We start from the raw sequence: 13,554 nt of genomic DNA on the forward strand, positions 1-13,554 counted from the left end.
CTTATGCGTACGGCAGGCAGGCAATAACCAGACCCAGATCGCCTTTAGACACCATGCCTTTCGGACGCAGGTGACGTTTACGCTTAGTAGACTTCTTAGTCAGAATATGACGCAGGTTCGCGTGCTTACGCTTGAAGCCGCCAGAAGCGGTCTTCTTGAAGCGCTTAGCCGCGCCACGGACAGTTTTAATCTTTGGCATTTTTACAAATATCCACTTCGCATTGTTAATAAAATGAATCAGACAGGCGAATAAAATTCCGCACAGCGCGAGCGCTGCGCGGCATTATTACTTGAAGGCCTACTGTTTCTTCTTCGGTGCGAGCACCATGATCATCTGACGACCTTCGATCTTCGAAGGGAAGGACTCGACAATCGCCAGATCCATGTCTTCACACAGGTCTTTACGGACGCGGTTAAGCACTTCCATACCGATCTGCTGGTGCGCCATCTCACGACCGCGGAAACGCAGCGTGATTTTGGCTTTATCGCCCTCTTCCAGAAAGCGAATCAGGTTGCGTAGTTTGACCTGATAGTCGCCATCATCGGTACCAGGACGGAATTTGATTTCCTTGACCTGGATAACTTTCTGCTTCTTCTTCTGTTCCTTAGAAGACTTACTCTTTTCATAAAGGAACTTGCCGTAATCCATAATACGGCAAACCGGCGGTTCGGCGTTCGGGCTGATTTCAACTAAATCTACGCCAGCTTCTTCGGCTTTTTCAATTGCTTCGCGCAATGTAACAATGCCAAGTTGCTCGCCGTCTACGCCAGTTAAGCGCACTTCGGTAGCTCGGATTTCGCCGTTGATACGGTTCGGACGCGTTGGTTGTACTCTTTTTCCGCCTTTAATAACCTTATTCCTCTAATTGGTGAAGATGTCGGCTGCGAATCTCTTGTTGCAGCTTCTCAACAAACACATCTACGTCCATGCTCCCGAGGTCTTTACCACGGCGGGTGCGCACGGCAACTTTGCCTGCTTCCACCTCTTTCTCACCGCAAACCAGCATATAAGGGACGCGACGTAATGTGTGCTCGCGGATTTTAAAGCCTATCTTCTCGTTTCTCAAGTCTGCTTTGACACGAATGCCCGCTTTCTGCAATTTCTTTGTCAATTCGCTGACATAATCTGCCTGACTGTCGGTAATATTCATCACCACAGCTTGCACCGGTGCCAGCCAGCTCGGGAAGAAGCCCGCAAATTCTTCGGTCAGGATGCCGATAAAGCGCTCCATGGAACCGAGAATCGCACGGTGAATCATAACCGGCGTCTGACGATCGTTATTTTCGCCTACATAAGTCGCATCCAGGCGTTTTGGCAGGGAGAAGTCTAGCTGAACGGTGCCACACTGCCATGGGCGGTCGAGGCAATCGTACAGAGTAAACTCAATTTTCGGGCCGTAGAAGGCCCCTTCTCCTGGCTGATACTCGAACGGAATCTCGTTCTCCTTCAGCGCTTCTGCCAAATCCACTTCCGCACGGTCCCACATTTCATCGGTGCCGATACGTTTTTCCGGACGGGTCGACAGTTTCACCACGATTTTTTCGAAACCGAAGGTGCTGTACATGTCGTAAACCATGCGGATACAGCTGTTCACTTCATCACGTACCTGATCTTCGGTACAGAAGACGTGAGCATCATCCTGAGTAAAGCCACGCACGCGCATCAGGCCATGCAACGCACCCGATGGCTCGTTACGGTGGCAGCTACCAAACTCCGCCATACGCAGCGGCAGGTCGCGGTAGGATTTCAGACCCTGGTTAAAGATCTGAACGTGGCCTGGGCAGTTCATTGGCTTGATGCAATATTCACGGTTCTCAGAAGAGGTGGTGAACATCGCTTCTTTGTAGTTTTCCCAGTGGCCGGTTTTTTCCCACAGCACGCGGTCCATCATGAACGGACCTTTGACTTCCTGGTAGTCATACTCTTTCAGCTTGGTACGCACGAACACTTCCAGTTCACGGAAGATCGTCCAGCCGTCATTATGCCAAAACACCATGCCCGGCGCTTCTTCCTGCATATGATACAGGTCAAGCTGCTTACCGATTTTACGGTGATCGCGCTTCGCCGCTTCTTCTAAACGCTGCAGATAAGCTGCCAGCTGCTTCTTATCACTCCACGCGGTACCGTAGATGCGCTGCAGCATTTTGTTATCGCTATTGCCGCGCCAGTAAGCACCGGAGATTTTCTGCAACTTAAAGTGATGGCAGAAACGCATGTTCGGCACGTGCGGACCGCGGCACATGTCGATATATTCTTCATGTTGATACAGGCCAGGACGATCGTCATGGCTGATGTTTTCGTCAAGAATGGTGGTTTTGTAGCTTTCGCCACGTTCAGCAAACACATCACGTGCTTCCTGCCAGCTCACCTTTTTCTTCACAACATCGTAATTAGTCTCAGCCAACTGGTGCATACGCTTTTCCAGCAGCTCAAGATCTTCTTGCGTCAGGGTGTGTTCGAGGTCGACATCATAATAGAAGCCGTTATCAATCACCGGACCAATCGCCATTTTGGTGTTCGGCCACAGCTGTTTAATCGCATGCCCTAACAGGTGCGCACAGGAGTGACGGATAATTTCCAAACCGGCTTCATCTTTGGCGGTGATAATCGCCACCTGAGCATCTTCGGTGATCGGATCAACCGCATCCACCAGTTCGCCATTTACACGACCGGCAATACAGGCTTTCGCCAGGCCCGGTCCAATATCCAGGGCAATGTCCATCACGCTGACCGGACGGTCAAATACGCGCTGGCTGCCATCAGGAAGAGTAATTACTGGCATTTCATATCCTTAATTGCAGTGGTAAGCCACACGAAAGCCTACATGCAACATTGAGTTCTGTTTGAGTAACCCGGCGTAATGTCAGACCCACATTGTCGGAATGACGCCAGGAATGTAAAGCGCCGGAGATAATAGCAGCTTTCTTCCGCGATCTAAACCCGTCAATAAATGCGCTAAGCCAAAGAGAGATAAAAAAAACCGCTGCGAGGCATGGCCAGGCAGCGGGTTTTCGATCGCGGCTCGCTTACATGGCGTAAGAGAGCTGGATGGTGGTTTTGGTGTCGGTACGATCCGGCGCAGATTCCGGCGGATTGTTGTTCCAGGTCACGTTATACGCCAGCTTCAATGCGAAGTGTTCGTTAATAGCGACCTGCAGACCGGTTTCGGAGTTCAGCGTGGTGTCTTCACCGAAGCTGCTCAACACGGAAACACCCTGGATAAATTTGGTGGTATCCGTCAGCTGCCACTGATAGCTCACTGCGCCATAACCCAGTGCTTTGGTTTCATGTCCACCATCGTGGAAATCATCGTAACGCACACCAGGACCAAATTCAGCACGCAGCGAGTGCACTGGGCCGCTCAGCAGCTGTCGACCGTAACCAGCGGTTAATACATCACGTGAGTCGTAACCGTTGAAACGGTCACTCAACCAGCTCGCCTGACCAAACAGGTAGTCAGCGCTGTTGAGGTTATAACGAGAACGACCACCGATGTTGTAGGTCTCAGATGAACGCTCATCGTTTGAAGAGTTGTTCGCCGCGTTACCCCAGAGACTGAATGCAGTCCGGGTCTGGTACCACGTCATGTTGGTCGCAGCACTCAGCGCGGAGCTGGTGGTGTTACCGGTTTGAGCCAGATATCCCGCTGACGCGCTGCCTTCAAACGGTTTTTTCGCCGTAGAAGGGTCATCCATGGAGGTGAAAACGGTGTTATCTGCAAATGCCTGGTGACAAAATGCTCCAGCAGAGAGCAATAAAACAGCGGACAGCTTGTTAAAGGCTTTCATTAAATGTAACCCGTACGACAGTTTAGAAAAACGTTGAGTCTGAAGCGTTTTCCCGGTCAATCAATGCAATTTACCGTAAGTATTGTAAAAAAGTATGAAATCACCGAAAAAGCCAGGAAACCCGCTGGCACCGCTCGTTTAATGGGATTGTTCCCATTTTCGCTGCGCATTATAAGAGGCAATTACCGAAATAGCAGCCCAGTTGCTACAAGAATTTTCTTAACTCAGCTGACGTTGATTTACACCCTTCCACCACGCCGAATTGTACAGAACTCGCTCTAACACCAGCACTGGTCTACGCTGAAATCTGTTCCATTACAATGAGGTGAATAATGAGTGATCACGACCTGAAACGTTACATTGTCACGTTAAATTATGCGAATGAGAGCCTGGGTGACCTGCAATCCCTCAACAGCGTGATGGTGAGTGGCGGATACAGCACAACGTTACATGATGATGAAGGCCATTCTCACGAACTGGGCACCAACAGTTTTGGCATCATTAGTGCACTCGATGAACATGAACTGGCAGCGCATGCCGCCGGTCTGGCTGATGTGGCTCTGCATCGTGAAGCCCACGTTGAAGTCACCACACTGCAGGCGTTTCTGAAAGCTCAACCCTGACGCGCGTCAAAATAATCGCATCACCGCTGGTTTTGCTGAAGTTTTGAGCGCTACAATCGAACTTACGCAGCGAATAAAGAGGATTACCCAATGTGGTCAGCCATTAGTCGTCTGTTAAGCGAACACGCCGCGATGCCGAAATTACTGAAAAATATGAGCTGCCCGGTGGCGATGTCCATCCCGCCTGGCGTATTCGTTATGGCGAGCTGGACGTATTCGTGAAATGCAATACGCGCGATATGCTCACATTATTCAGCTGGGAAGCTGACCAGCTTGATTTGCTGGCGCGTACGCAGACCGTTCGGGTGCCGAAGGTGTACGGCGTAGGCAATGACCGCGACAACAGTTTTTGCTGCTGGAGTATATTCAGCCTGAAGCGCTCAACGATCACAGCGCTTACCAGCTCGGCCAGCAGCTGGCTCATCTGCATCAGTGGAGCGAACAGCCGCAGTTTGGCCTCGATTACGACAATAACATCACCACTTCACCTCAGCCCAATAGCTGGCTTCGTCGCTGGTCGGTATTTTTGCCGAGCAGCGTATTGGCTGGCAGCTGCAGCTGGCCGCGGAAAAAGGCGTGCAGTACGGCAATACCGAATTAATCGTCGATTGTGTGCAGCGCACTCTGGCAAACCATCATCCGCAGCCTTCTTTATTGCACGGTGACTTGTGGCCCGCCAACTGCGCAGGCAGCAGCAGCGGTCCGTGGTTGTTCGATCCCGCCTGCTATTGGGGTGACCGCGAATGTGACCTTGCCATGCTGAGCTACTACGCTGAGCTGCCGCGGCAGATTTACGAGGGTTATCACGCGGTGTGGCCACTGGTGGAAGGATTTTCGCAGCGCCAGCCGGTTTATCAACTCTATTATTTGCTGAACCGCGCAAACGTGTTTGCCGGTAATTGGACCCTGGAAGCGCAATTCGCGATTGGTCAGTTGCTGGATGAAGATGCGTCAGAAGAACGTCAGGCCAGACCGGCCTGACGCTTTACAGCATGCCCAACAGTTTGAGGATAAAGTATCCGGCGATGGCAATCACAATCGGCAGGATATAGAGCGGGAAGATTTGCAGTAAAATGGTATGACGCGGTACGTGAATTTTATCTTCCAGCTGCGCCCGCGTGCGGCCATCCGTTCCTTTCGCCTGTTCCAGAATCAACTGATCTTCAATACCTTCTTTGATATGGCGTGATTGACGCCACATGCGTGCGCCCGAAGCCTGCAGTGCAATGCCAACAAAGATCAGAATGTAGATGATCCAGAAGCCGATATTGGCGCCACCGCGGAACTCCGGCACCGGTGAGTTTTGCCAAAACATATTAAGAAACGGCGTATTGAACTTGATCATGTCGACCATGACATGGACAAAATCGAGCATCACCGCATCAATACCGGGCTGTTTTTCACTGTGTTTAAACATGAAGCCCAACATCGAGATGATGGTGGATAGCAGCGCCGGAATAAAAATTACCCAGCCAGCCACTCGCTTGAGGATGGCGATGCGGCCAGCCTGTTGGTAAGTCATGGTGTCTCCCTTCACATACAATAGTTTTGCCCTAAGTCTACCTGCACTGATGCATTTTTTCCTGAAAAATGCGTAACCTGCCGTGAGGCGGTTTTTTCCCGACAGCACATGGTAAGGTAGGGCAAATTTCAAACGGAGCTGTTGTATGTCTTATCGTCGCCCGGTGTTAGCCGCTATTTTTGATATGGACGGATTGCTGATCGATTCGGAACCGTTGTGGGACCAGGCTGAACTGGATGTTTTTTCCAGCCTGGGCGTGGATATCACGCGCCGTCATGAACTGCCGGATACGCTGGGTTTGCGCATCGATCAAACCGTTCGCATGTGGTACGAAGCCTTGCCGTGGAGCGGTCCGGATCAGGCGGAGGTGACACAGCGTATCATTGCACGCGCGCTGGCGTTGGTCGAAGAGACGCGCCCGCTGTTACCCGGCGTTGAGCAGGCGCTGCAGCTGTGTCAGCAGCAGGGATTGAAAATCGCCCTCGCCTCGGCTTCTCCGCTGTTTATGTTAGAACGTGTGCTTGAGATGTTTGATCTGCGCAAGTATTTCGTTGCCATCGCCTCTGCGGAAGCACTGCCTTACAGCAAACCCCATCCACAGGTGTACCTGGATGCGGCGGCAAAGTTAGGCATCGATCCGCTGAACTGCGTGACGCTGGAAGATTCATTTAATGGCTTGATCGCCACCAAAGCCGCGCGGATGCGTTCGATTGTGGTGCCTGCCGCTGAATATCGTGATGATGCCCGCTGGGCGCTGGCGAATGTGAAGCTGGCGGATTTGACGCAGCTGAAGGCTGAGCATTTGTTTAACTGAGACTCTCCGTCATACCGGACAGACCCGATCGTTCGCACAATTGAATCCATCCCAGTAGATTGTCCAGGCCAGCTTTGGCACGGACAATCTGTTCTTCACACCAGACTTCCCTCTCAACTTATCTCATCGCTCTTTAGCATCGAGATTGATCGTTCACGCAAATAAATAAAACATCGTTTCATTTTTATTGAATTCAAATTCCATCCTGCCTAAGATGCCTAAAGACCCGTTACGGGGCACTTCTTTTCACTTCGAGAGGTCTGAGATGGACGTTCGTCAAAACATTCACACCCTGCCTGTCAATACTGCCGGTTTACCTCACGCACATCGGCTCATGCCCGCCAAAGCGCGCTGCGCTAACAGGAGCGAAAGATGATTCTCAACGCATTTAATCTTGAAGGTAAAATCGCGCTGGTGACCGGATGTAACACCGGCTTAGGCCAGGGCATGGCGTTGGGATTGGCGCAGGCTGGCTGCGACATCATTGGCGTCAACCGCGCTGGGCCAGCTGATACCCAGGCCAAAGTTGCAGCGCTGGGCCGCCGCTTTTGGTCAATACAAGCCGATCTCACCCAGCCCTCTGTGGTGCCACACATTGTGGAGCAAGCCATTGCTCAGGCCGGACACATCGACATTTTGGTGAATAACGCCGGGATTATTCGTCGCGATGATGCCCTTAACTTCAGCGAGCAGGATTGGGACGATGTGATGAACATCAACAGCAAAAGTCTGTTCTTCCTGTCGCAGCAGGTCGCCCGCCAGTTTATCGCGCAGGGTAAAGGCGGAAAGATCATTAACATTGCCTCGATGCTGTCATTCCAGGGTGGCATTCGTGTGCCTTCTTACACTGCATCGAAAAGCGCGGTGATGGGATTAACACGTCTGATGGCAAACGAGTGGGCGAAACACGGGGTTAACGTCAACGCCATCGCACCCGGTTATATGGCGACCAACAACACCGAACAACTGCGCAATGATGAGTCGCGCAACGAGGAGATCCTCGGACGCATTCCTGCCGGGCGCTGGGGCATCCCCGACGATATGATGGGCCCAATCGTTTTCCTCGCCTCTGACGCATCAGATTATATCAATGGTTATACGCTGGCCGTCGACGGTGGATGGTTAGCACGCTAACCTGTTCATTTCCCGCGTCATTATGACGCGGGAAAGTGAAAAATATTAACGCTTCGTTACAGCGTCACCGTTCTATTTTACTGGATAAATCCCTATACTGGATGCATCGACAGTTTTTGCAGCCAGGTTTTATCATGACGGCCGAAGGCCATATCATTTTTGCCATTGCCAGCGCGATTTTTGCCAAGCGTGCGGAGTTGACGCCAGTGATGGCCAGCGCCGACTGGTGGCATTTGGTGCCTGCTGCGCTGTTGACCTGTCTGCTACCTGATATCGATCATCCCAAATCCGTTTTAGGCCAGCGTTTAAGATGGATTTCGCACCCCATCGCGCGCGCGTTTGGCCATCGTGGATTCACGCACAGTTTGCTGGCAGTGGCCGTCAGTTTGTGGCTATTCCAGATTAACGTGCCCGCTGACTGGTTCCTGCCAGCGGACGTGCTTCAAGGCCTCACATTGGGCTATCTCAGCCATATTGTCGCCGATATGCTGACGCCGGCTGGCGTACCTTTACTGTGGCCATGCCGCTGGCGCTTTCGTCTGCCACTGCTCAATAGCCAAAAAGGCAATCAACTGGAGCGGGCACTTTGCCTCGCATTGGTGGGTTACGCTCTGTGGTTTCCGGCTGGCATGCCCTCTTTTGGTGCCAACGGTTGGCCCGAGCAACTGTTTAATACGCTACAAAACGGAGTGGGTCGGTTAGTTAATGGCCAAGGCGGGCAATAAACAGACAAATCAATCCATAAAGTTATAAACCATTCCTTTTGAGTATAAACCTGCACTTTCCTGAACTGGTAACATTCCTGACATTCCCTGACGGGAACTTACTGTTTTCCGCGCCAGCCTGATTTGCTGCGCGGCACATCTCTGGAGTCGAGCATGGATTTTCCCCTCATTATTAATATCGTCGCCTTTGTGGCGCTGCTGATTCTGTTGAATCGCATTGGCAACCAAAGCTGGAGTCTATCGAAGCGCGTCCTGACTGGTTTAGTGATTGGCGTGCTGTTCGGCCTGGCGTTACAAACCATTTATGGCGAAAACAGCCCGGTCGTTAAAGCCTCAATTGGCTGGTTTAACATTGTCGGCAACGGCTACGTGCAGTTGCTGCAGATGATTGTGATGCCGCTGGTGTTTGCCTCAATCCTCAGCGCGGTGGCACGTCTGCATAATGCCTCGTCATTGGGTAAAATCAGCGTCCTGACCATTGGCGTGTTGCTGTTCACCACCGCCATTTCCGCTCTGGTGGGTGTGATGGTCACCGGTCTGTTCGGCCTGAGCGCTGAAGGTCTGGTGCAGGGCGTGCAGGAAACCGCGCGCCTGAGTGCGATTCAGAGTAATTATGTCGGTAAAGTCGCCGACCTCAGCACGCCGCAGCTGCTGCTCTCCTTCATCCCGAAAAATCCGTTTGCCGATATGGCAGGCGCGAACCCTACGTCGATTATCAGCGTCGTGATTTTTGCCGCCTTCCTCGGTGTCGCCGCTTTGCAGTTATTGAAAGATGACAAAGTCAAAGGCGAACGCGTGCTGGTCGCGATTGACACCCTGCAATCCTGGGTGATGAAGCTGGTGCGTTTGATCATGAAGCTGACGCCTTACGGTGTACTGGCGCTGATGACCAAAGTCGTCGCCGGTTCCAACCTGCAGGACATCATCAAGCTGGGCGGTTTCGTGGTTGCGTCTTATCTTGGTCTGGCGATTATGTTTGGCGTGCACGCGCTGCTGCTGTCGGTGAATGGCATCAACCCGATGCGCTTCTTCCGCAAAGTGTGGCCGGTAATCACTTTCGCTTTCACCAGCCGTTCCAGTGCAGCCAGTATTCCGCTGAACGTCGAAACTCAGACGCGCCGTCTTGGCGTGCCAGAATCCATCGCTAGCTTCTCCGCGTCTTTCGGTGCCACTATCGGCCAAAACGGCTGTGCGGGTTTGTATCCAACCATGCTGGCGGTGATGGTTGCGCCTACCGTTGGCATCAACCCGTTTGATCCGATGTGGATTGCGACGTTGGTGGGTATTGTGACGCTAAGCTCGGCCGGTGTTGCCGGTGTGGGCGGCGGTGCCACTTTCGCCGCGCTGATTGTGCTACCGGCGATGGGTCTGCCCGTCACGCTGGTGGCACTGCTGATTTCCATCGAACCGCTGATCGACATGGGTCGCACCGCGCTGAACGTCAATGGTTCCATGACGGCCGGTTCACTCACCAGCCGCTGGCTCGGTTTGACCGACAAAAAGGTGCTGGAGAGCGATGAACACGCTGAATTAGCCCACCGCTAATCCTCATCCTTAAACGACGGCAGGCTGCAGAGCCTGCCGTTTTTTTATGGTGAAAACTCCGCAATTCCGCCTAATCGTGGCGCTAGCGTCAGGAAAGCGTTAAGCATGGTAAACAGACGAAAAATCAGCCATTTTTCACTTGAGTTTTCCCTGCGAAAGGCCAATTCTGCTATCAGTCATAGCAGGAGAATCACCGATGAAACACGTTATCGCCTCGGTGCTGGCGTTAACCTTATTAACGCCCGCCATTAGTTTTGCCCATCCCTACGGCTGGGGCCCAGGCCCAGGTCCACATTGGGGTGGTGGTCCACGTTGGGGGGGTCCCGGTCCGCTGCGTTTCTTACCTGAAGCCGCCACAGCGGTACTGATCGGCGGCCTGACTTATTACATGCTCAACGGCAGCTATTATCAGCGTCAAGGTGATAATTACGTCGTGGTGCAGGCGCCTGAAGCGCCCTCGGAAGGCGGGATGCGCGTGCTGGATTTCAACGGCAAGCGCTATTACGTGCAGGAAGGTCACTACTACCAGCGCGAGATGGGTGGTAACTACGTTGAGGTGCCACGCCCTTACGGATTATAAGCGCACAACGAAAAACGGCCCGTCATTGACGGGCCGTTTTGTATTCTGCAACGCTTACTGAGCGGCTTGCGGATCGGTGTCGTAATCTTTACAGCTCTGGAAGCCATAATTCATGACGCGGCCCACATCGTTATAGCTCACAAAGTAGGTTTGAGGTTTGCCGTCACGTTCGCCAATGACATAAGTCTGGCAGGTCCCACGCGCATGCACCATGGTGATTTCAGTTGAAGGCGCACCGGCAATCTGACGTACCTGATCGCGCGTCATGCCTTTTTTCACATCCTTCACCACCGGCTTAGTGACATAGCTTTCTGCTTTGTCATAAGTCGTACAACCAGACAGGGCTACCAGCGTCATCGCGGCAGCGATACATCCCAGCACTTTATTCATCTTTATGTTCCTCATACTTTGTCCATGTCACAACAAGCCTGGAACATAAATCCAGATTAATCAAATCAATGGCCATGTTTTAAGCTGATTCTTAAGCGTTAGTTTTTCGTAAAGATGCTGTGTTACCGCTTCACGCTTCGTATAATCCCCCGGCAAAATATATCGTAAGCCATAAAAAAACAGAGGATCAATGACACCTGCACACTCCAACCGGCTGGTTTATGCCATCACGCTCGGCCTGCTTGCGGCACTCGGGCCGCTCTGCATCGACCTGTATCTACCTGCTTTGCCAGAACTGGCGCGCGACCTGCATACCGAAACCGCTACGGCGCAGTTAAGTTTAACCGCCGGCTTATTAGGCCTTGGCGCAGGTCAATTGCTGTTTGGCCCGATGAGCGACAAATTTGGCCGTATCCGCCCTCTGCTGCTGTCGCTGGTGCTGTTGTTTATTGCCTCAATTGGCTGCGCGCTGGCGAAAGATATCCATTCACTGTTGGTGGCACGCCTGTTCGAAGGCTTAGCCGGTGCGGGCGGTGCGGTGCTTTCTCGTGCGATCGCACGTGATATGTACAGTGGTCATGAGCTGACGCGCTTCTTCGCTCTGCTGATGCTGGTAAACGGTCTGGCACCGATTGGCGCGCCGGTACTGGGCGGCGTGTTAATGACGGTGCTGAACTGGCGCGGTATTTTCGTGGTGCTCGGTTGTATCGCGATTTTGCTGATTTTCCTCGCGCGCTGGAAACTGCATGAAACGCTACCGGCTGAGCGTCGCAGTCAGGGATCCCTATTCTCCGCCTGGGCGGCACTCGGTCAGGTGATCACTCACCGTCCATTTATGGGCTTCTGCCTGACGCAGGGTTTCATGATGTCCGGTATGTTTGCCTACATCGGCGCCTCGCCGTTTGTCCTGCAGCAGATTTACGGCTTGTCTCCGCAGGCATTTAGCTTCTGCTTCGCAGCCAACGGCATCGGCCTGATTATTGCATCTCAAACCAGTGCCCGTTTGTGCCCATTGTGGGGTGAATATCGCGTGCTGAAAGGCGGTCTGACGCTGGCATTTGTTGCCTCAAGCTGCCTGTTACTGGCCGGATTGGCCGGTGCCCCACTGCCGGTGATCTTGCTGGCGCTGTTCTTTACTATCGCCAGCAACGGCGTGATTGCGACCACGGCTTCGTCACTGGCGATGCAAAGTCAGGGACATCGTGCTGGCAGCGCCTCGGCGGTGATTGGTGTCACCATGTTCACGCTGGGCGCGATTGCTGTACCGGTTACCGGATTGGGTGGTACGTCAGTTGCCAGCATGACCGGCACGATTTTTGGCTGCTTTATGCTGGCAATTCTGATGTTCACCCTGTTGGCAAAAAAACCGAAAAGCGCCTGAAAAGACTGCGAATAAGTGCGACAACAAGCCATGCGGCTTGTTGTTTGGCAGCGGAGGGGTTAGCTTTAGCAGATGATTCGTATTGTGCCGTCAGGCTACTGACTTGAGGAGAGGTTCATGTCACTGCAGCAGGAAATCATTGAAGCCCTGGGCGTAAAGCCCGTTATCGACCCGCAGCAGGAAGTCCGCGTCAGCGTCGATTTTCTGAAATCCTACCTGAAAGCCAATCCGTTCCTGAAAACCCTGGTGCTGGGCATCAGCGGCGGTCAGGACTCAACGTTGACCGGCATCCTGTCACAAACCGCCATCCGCGAGCTGCGTGACGAAACCGGCGACAACGATTACACCTTTATCGCCGTTCGTTTGCCGTATGGCGTGCAGGCCGATGAGCAGGATTGTCAGGATGCGCTGGCGTTTATCCAGCCCGATCGCACCCTGGTGGTAAACATCAAGGAAGCCATTCTCGCCAGTGAACGTGCGCTCAAAGCAGCGGGTATTGAAGTCTCTGATTTCGTACGCGGCAATGAGAAAGCGCGTGAGCGTATGAAGGCACAATACAGCATTGCCGGCATGACCAAAGGCGTGGTGGTGGGAACGGATCATGCCGCTGAAGCCGTCACCGGTTTCTTCACCAAATACGGTGATGGCGGCAGTGACATCAACCCTATTTTCCGCCTGCACAAAGGCCAGGGCAAACAGCTGTTGAAAACCCTTGGCTGCCCGGAACACTTGTATCTGAAGCATCCGACGGCCGATTTGGAAGACGATCGTCCTGGCCTGCAGGATGAGGTGGCACTGGGCGTGACCTATCAGCAAATCGATGCTTATCTGGAAGGCAAAACCATCGATGCTGCTGCCGCCAAAACCATTGAAGGCTGGTACTTGAAAACCGAACATAAACGTCGCCCGCCGATTACCGTGTTCGACGATTTCTGGAAAAAGTAACCGCTCTGCGTTTCCCGCCAGTGCTGCGGGAAACGCCCCTCTTCTGCCGCTGACTGGCGAGAAAAGCATCACGCTGATATACTGGACAGACAACCAGTAATCGGAG

General features: G+C 52.8%; 14 protein-coding genes and 1 pseudogene. 9 read left to right on the plus strand and 6 right to left on the minus strand.

All coding sequences use genetic code 11. From position 1 onward, the window contains the following. Window position 1: 1 nt before the first annotated feature. The 4 genes from rpmI to HA45_RS19115 form a co-directional block, all read right to left on the minus strand. The gene (rpmI, locus tag HA45_RS19100; RefSeq protein WP_004157374.1) at window positions 2-199 is read right to left on the minus strand and encodes a 50S ribosomal protein L35; all 198 of its coding nucleotides are present in this window, start codon (window positions 197-199) and stop codon (window positions 2-4) included. A gap of 99 nt (window positions 200-298) precedes the next feature. Further along, entirely contained in the window at window positions 299-850 is a 552-nt protein-coding gene (gene infC / locus HA45_RS19105) for a translation initiation factor IF-3 (RefSeq protein WP_036621995.1), read from the minus strand. Between the two features lie 4 nt (window positions 851-854). Further along, entirely contained in the window at window positions 855-2,783 is a 1,929-nt protein-coding gene (thrS, locus tag HA45_RS19110) for a threonine--tRNA ligase (protein WP_100699877.1), read from the minus strand. A gap of 244 nt (window positions 2,784-3,027) precedes the next feature. After that, on the minus strand, window positions 3,028-3,789 hold the full coding sequence (locus HA45_RS19115; protein WP_100699876.1) for a DUF481 domain-containing protein: 762 nt from the start codon (window positions 3,787-3,789) through the stop codon (window positions 3,028-3,030). Window positions 3,790-4,121: 332 nt separating this feature from the next. Between HA45_RS19115 and ghoS the strand changes: the two genes are divergently transcribed. Further along, window positions 4,122-4,412: a type V toxin-antitoxin system endoribonuclease antitoxin GhoS gene (ghoS, locus tag HA45_RS19120; RefSeq protein WP_100699875.1), complete on the plus strand. Its 291-nt coding sequence runs from the start codon at window positions 4,122-4,124 to the stop codon at window positions 4,410-4,412. Between the two features lie 90 nt (window positions 4,413-4,502). Further along, window positions 4,503-5,393 (plus strand): annotated as a pseudogene (locus tag HA45_RS19125) (fructosamine kinase family protein). Between the two features lie 4 nt (window positions 5,394-5,397). Here the strand turns inward: HA45_RS19125 and HA45_RS19130 are convergent. Continuing rightward, window positions 5,398-5,934, minus strand: a complete 537-nt coding sequence (locus HA45_RS19130; RefSeq protein ID WP_100699873.1) for a YniB family protein — start codon at window positions 5,932-5,934, stop codon at window positions 5,398-5,400. Window positions 5,935-6,079: 145 nt separating this feature from the next. Between HA45_RS19130 and hxpB the strand changes: the two genes are divergently transcribed. From hxpB to HA45_RS19155, 5 genes are all read left to right on the plus strand, one after another. Beyond that, the gene (gene hxpB / locus HA45_RS19135) at window positions 6,080-6,748 is read left to right on the plus strand and encodes a hexitol phosphatase HxpB (protein WP_100699872.1); all 669 of its coding nucleotides are present in this window, start codon (window positions 6,080-6,082) and stop codon (window positions 6,746-6,748) included. Window positions 6,749-7,120: 372 nt separating this feature from the next. Beyond that, window positions 7,121-7,882 carry a 2-dehydro-3-deoxy-D-gluconate 5-dehydrogenase KduD gene (kduD, locus tag HA45_RS19140; RefSeq protein ID WP_100699871.1) on the plus strand — a complete coding sequence of 254 codons (762 nt, stop codon included), beginning with the start codon at window positions 7,121-7,123 and terminating at the stop codon, window positions 7,880-7,882. Between the two features lie 134 nt (window positions 7,883-8,016). Then, window positions 8,017-8,607 (plus strand): metal-dependent hydrolase, encoded by a 591-nt coding sequence (locus HA45_RS19145; protein ID WP_100700131.1) that lies wholly within the window; start codon window positions 8,017-8,019, stop codon window positions 8,605-8,607. Window positions 8,608-8,760: 153 nt separating this feature from the next. Beyond that, window positions 8,761-10,152 carry an L-cystine transporter gene (locus HA45_RS19150; protein WP_100699870.1) on the plus strand — a complete coding sequence of 464 codons (1,392 nt, stop codon included), beginning with the start codon at window positions 8,761-8,763 and terminating at the stop codon, window positions 10,150-10,152. 196 nt (window positions 10,153-10,348) lie between these two features. Further along, window positions 10,349-10,732 carry a DUF6515 family protein gene (locus tag HA45_RS19155; RefSeq protein WP_100699869.1) on the plus strand — a complete coding sequence of 128 codons (384 nt, stop codon included), beginning with the start codon at window positions 10,349-10,351 and terminating at the stop codon, window positions 10,730-10,732. Between the two features lie 54 nt (window positions 10,733-10,786). Here HA45_RS19155 and osmE read toward each other — a convergent pair whose 3' ends face one another. After that, window positions 10,787-11,122: an osmotically-inducible lipoprotein OsmE gene (gene osmE, locus HA45_RS19160; protein WP_100699868.1), complete on the minus strand. Its 336-nt coding sequence runs from the start codon at window positions 11,120-11,122 to the stop codon at window positions 10,787-10,789. Between the two features lie 190 nt (window positions 11,123-11,312). Between osmE and HA45_RS19165 the strand changes: the two genes are divergently transcribed. Together HA45_RS19165 and nadE are read left to right on the plus strand one after the other, a co-directional pair. Then, window positions 11,313-12,503, plus strand: a complete 1,191-nt coding sequence (locus HA45_RS19165; RefSeq protein ID WP_100699867.1) for a multidrug effflux MFS transporter — start codon at window positions 11,313-11,315, stop codon at window positions 12,501-12,503. A gap of 117 nt (window positions 12,504-12,620) precedes the next feature. Continuing rightward, window positions 12,621-13,448, plus strand: a complete 828-nt coding sequence (gene nadE / locus HA45_RS19170; RefSeq protein WP_100699866.1) for an NAD(+) synthase — start codon at window positions 12,621-12,623, stop codon at window positions 13,446-13,448. Window positions 13,449-13,554 lie beyond the last annotated feature (106 nt).

It is taken from the genome of Pantoea rodasii (genome assembly GCF_002095465.1).
GTDB classification, from domain to species: domain Bacteria; phylum Pseudomonadota; class Gammaproteobacteria; order Enterobacterales; family Enterobacteriaceae; genus Pantoea; species Pantoea rodasii.

What these genes read in the sequence shown, in the direction of transcription:
- rpmI (WP_004157374.1), bottom strand. Translation starts at nt 199, where the DNA reads ATGCCAAAGATTAAAACTGTCCGTGGCGCGGCTAAGCGCTTCAAGAAG.
- thrS (WP_100699877.1), bottom strand. Translation starts at nt 2,783, where the DNA reads ATGCCAGTAATTACTCTTCCTGATGGCAGCCAGCGCGTATTTGACCGT.
- HA45_RS19115 (WP_100699876.1), bottom strand. Translation starts at nt 3,789, where the DNA reads ATGAAAGCCTTTAACAAGCTGTCCGCTGTTTTATTGCTCTCTGCTGGA.
- ghoS (WP_100699875.1), top strand. Translation starts at nt 4,122, where the DNA reads ATGAGTGATCACGACCTGAAACGTTACATTGTCACGTTAAATTATGCG.
- HA45_RS19130 (WP_100699873.1), bottom strand. Translation starts at nt 5,934, where the DNA reads ATGACTTACCAACAGGCTGGCCGCATCGCCATCCTCAAGCGAGTGGCT.
- hxpB (WP_100699872.1), top strand. Translation starts at nt 6,080, where the DNA reads ATGTCTTATCGTCGCCCGGTGTTAGCCGCTATTTTTGATATGGACGGA.
- kduD (WP_100699871.1), top strand. Translation starts at nt 7,121, where the DNA reads ATGATTCTCAACGCATTTAATCTTGAAGGTAAAATCGCGCTGGTGACC.
- HA45_RS19145 (WP_100700131.1), top strand. Translation starts at nt 8,017, where the DNA reads ATGACGGCCGAAGGCCATATCATTTTTGCCATTGCCAGCGCGATTTTT.
- HA45_RS19150 (WP_100699870.1), top strand. Translation starts at nt 8,761, where the DNA reads ATGGATTTTCCCCTCATTATTAATATCGTCGCCTTTGTGGCGCTGCTG.
- HA45_RS19155 (WP_100699869.1), top strand. Translation starts at nt 10,349, where the DNA reads ATGAAACACGTTATCGCCTCGGTGCTGGCGTTAACCTTATTAACGCCC.
- osmE (WP_100699868.1), bottom strand. Translation starts at nt 11,122, where the DNA reads ATGAATAAAGTGCTGGGATGTATCGCTGCCGCGATGACGCTGGTAGCC.
- HA45_RS19165 (WP_100699867.1), top strand. Translation starts at nt 11,313, where the DNA reads ATGACACCTGCACACTCCAACCGGCTGGTTTATGCCATCACGCTCGGC.
- nadE (WP_100699866.1), top strand. Translation starts at nt 12,621, where the DNA reads ATGTCACTGCAGCAGGAAATCATTGAAGCCCTGGGCGTAAAGCCCGTT.